The 2,296-nt window shown below is 56.0% G+C and carries 4 protein-coding genes; 3 read left to right on the plus strand and 1 reads right to left on the minus strand.

Annotated elements, in window-relative coordinates:
* Positions 1-74: 74 nt before the first annotated feature.
* Positions 75-269, minus strand: coding sequence for a hypothetical protein (locus ACWTU9_RS33040; RefSeq protein ID WP_455861987.1), 195 nt, complete (start codon positions 267-269; stop codon positions 75-77).
* A gap of 295 nt (positions 270-564) precedes the next feature.
* Between ACWTU9_RS33040 and ACWTU9_RS33045 the strand changes: the two genes are divergently transcribed.
* The 3 genes from ACWTU9_RS33045 (at position 565) to ACWTU9_RS33055 (ending at position 2,106) form a co-directional block, all read left to right on the plus strand.
* Positions 565-1,239, plus strand: a complete 675-nt coding sequence (locus ACWTU9_RS33045) for an outer membrane protein (protein WP_455861988.1) — start codon at positions 565-567, stop codon at positions 1,237-1,239.
* A gap of 433 nt (positions 1,240-1,672) precedes the next feature.
* Entirely contained in the window at positions 1,673-1,891 is a 219-nt protein-coding gene (locus ACWTU9_RS33050) for a DUF768 domain-containing protein (RefSeq protein ID WP_455861989.1), read from the plus strand.
* Entirely contained in the window at positions 1,888-2,106 is a 219-nt protein-coding gene (locus tag ACWTU9_RS33055; RefSeq protein ID WP_455861990.1) for a DUF768 domain-containing protein, read from the plus strand. Before ACWTU9_RS33050 ends, ACWTU9_RS33055 begins: the two co-directional genes overlap by 4 nt.
* The last annotated feature ends 190 nt before the right edge of the window (positions 2,107-2,296 follow it).

Consider the following 2,296-nt stretch of genomic DNA (forward strand, 5'->3'; position numbering starts at 1 on the left):
ACGAGTCGATGCGCACCGTGGTGCTGATACTTCTCTTGGGGCGAAAGAACGAGCCTAAGCCTCGGAAGCTGTAACTAGCTCCTGGGCCGTTCACTCTTCACCATCCAGTCCACCAATTCGAGATCGGTGACCTGTGAACCGGTGTAACTCTCTATGAGCTTGGTGGCTAATTCTCCCCACTTGCATTCCGGAATGTTCTCTTCCTTGATCGCTTTTTGGAAGGTCGTCCGCAGGATATCGGCATCGAGCGCAGACAGACGTTTCGCCATGGTTCCCTCACTTCACTCACCTGGGGGCGAAAGAATTCCCCGCGCGGCGCGAACATTAGCGATTGCAAATGGTTTGGCGAGTCAAAATCCCGTACCAATGCACGAAAGCGGCACAACCCCGCGCAAGCCCAACTGCCGGCTGGGTTTTGCGTTCCTGCGAGGCATGCATGACCTAGCGGAGATCCCGGCAGTGCCGGTAGGGTCGGGTAGGAACCACAGTTCTCGTTCTTCTGTGGCAGAAATACGACTGCAGGTAGGGGCGAGCTCTGCTACGAAAGGGTAGGTTACAAGGGGATTGTCGATGAAGAAGCTGCTTCTTGGTTTGTCGTTCTCGCTGCTCGCGTCTTCGGCGTTTGCTGCCGATGCTGTCGTCCAGGAAGTCGTCGGTGTTGCGCCGGTGTTTAGCTGGACAGGCGGATATATCGGCCTTCAGGCAGGCTATGCTTGGGGTAATAGCAACATAGACCAAATCGGTGGTCCGGGCTTTGTCGACATAGACCCTGACGGGTTCCTTGGAGGTGTCTACGCCGGTTACAACTATCAGATGTCGAACAACATCGTGATTGGTGCGGAACTGGACGTCGTGTATGCGAATGTGGATGGCAGCGGCCAAATATTCACCGCTCCTGGTGTCCCATTTCCGGGCGTCACCGCCACCGAAGAACTCAATTGGAGTGGGGCGGCAAGACTCCGTTTAGGATATGCCGCTGATCGCTTTCTTCCTTATATCGCGGGTGGCGTTGCGTTTGGGGACATCGATATAAGCAGTAATTCCGGGGCAGCTTCGTTCGGAGATACATTCACAGGATGGACGATAGGCGTAGGCTTGGATTATGCCATGACCGACAATCTGTTGCTGCGCGCCGAGTATCGCTATACTGACTTTGGCAATAAATCGTTTGCGGATGCCGAAGCCGATGTTGATCTGACCACCAACGAAGTTCGCTTAGGCATCGCCTATAAATTCTAATCCTCTCAAGTCCCCAAATGAAAGCCTGTCGCAAACCGCGACGGGCTTTTTCTTTGCGCAACGCAATGGGAAGCCGGGCTTGCCGGCCTGATCTACGCGCCGGAATCGGCAAAGGTGCCGGGCATGGGCAAAAGCCTCTTATGCGAAGAGCAAAGGCACGTAGCTAGCGCGCGATTACTGCGCATCGCTCGTAAAGGAGGCGCTAGGGATGCACTGGATCGACCAACCCGCCGGCGTTGGCTGCTTCTGATATTCGGCAATTGCGGCCGCGCATTGCTCACGTGTATCGAAGCTGCTTCGCATTAGGGCCATACCACCCTGCGGGCCGGCGACCACCAGATACCAGGCCTACTGGGCGAGGAAAATGCCTGGACGAAGGCGCTGTCTGAATCCCTTCCTTGGAACAAATCGGCCCGACTGAAATTCTCTCAAGATGAGCAAGCGCGCCCGAAAGTTCCTCGAAAGCTGGATGGATGACAACCTTCCGGAACACCCGTCAGCAGACCCAGAGTTGATCGGCGATCTGGCGGATCGAGCGGCAGAAGATGCCGCCCAAGTAGGTATACCTGATGAGGAGATCCGCGAGGAGGCAAAGAGCCTTTTTGCCATCATGGCAGAGGCGCTCGCGAACAAAGGATTTCCCTCGCGATGAGCACACGCAGCAACAACTTCATCCACAAATGGATCGGGGACAATCTCGATGAAATCGGCGATGCCGACGAAACCACCATTGCCGAAATGGTAATGAAGCTATTCGCTGATGCGAAAGCGATAGGTATCAGCGAAGTCGAATTGGAAGAGGACGGTGGCAGCGCCCATGATGTGGTCCGCGAAGCGATCGCTCGCAATCAGCGCAGCAGCACATAGGCGCCGAGCGCCGCCTAAGCAGCGACGCGGCTGCGCCCACGATGTCGCGCTGCCGGTAGCGCCAGACCGCGCTGGCGCGCATCAGGGCGCCGATTGCGGCGCTATAGATGGGTACCAAACTGTGAGGCTTTATTGGACGGTAGGTTTGGGTATGAACTTGGGCGATTGTAAATCGTGGCCCAACATTGTT

It is taken from the genome of Mesorhizobium sp. 128a (assembly GCF_053848025.1).

Excerpts from the sequence above, each read along its gene's own strand:
- ACWTU9_RS33040 (WP_455861987.1), bottom strand. The coding sequence starts at position 269 with ATGGCGAAACGTCTGTCTGCGCTCGATGCCGATATCCTGCGGACGACC.
- ACWTU9_RS33050 (WP_455861989.1), top strand. The coding sequence starts at position 1,673 with ATGAGCAAGCGCGCCCGAAAGTTCCTCGAAAGCTGGATGGATGACAAC.
- ACWTU9_RS33055 (WP_455861990.1), top strand. The coding sequence starts at position 1,888 with ATGAGCACACGCAGCAACAACTTCATCCACAAATGGATCGGGGACAAT.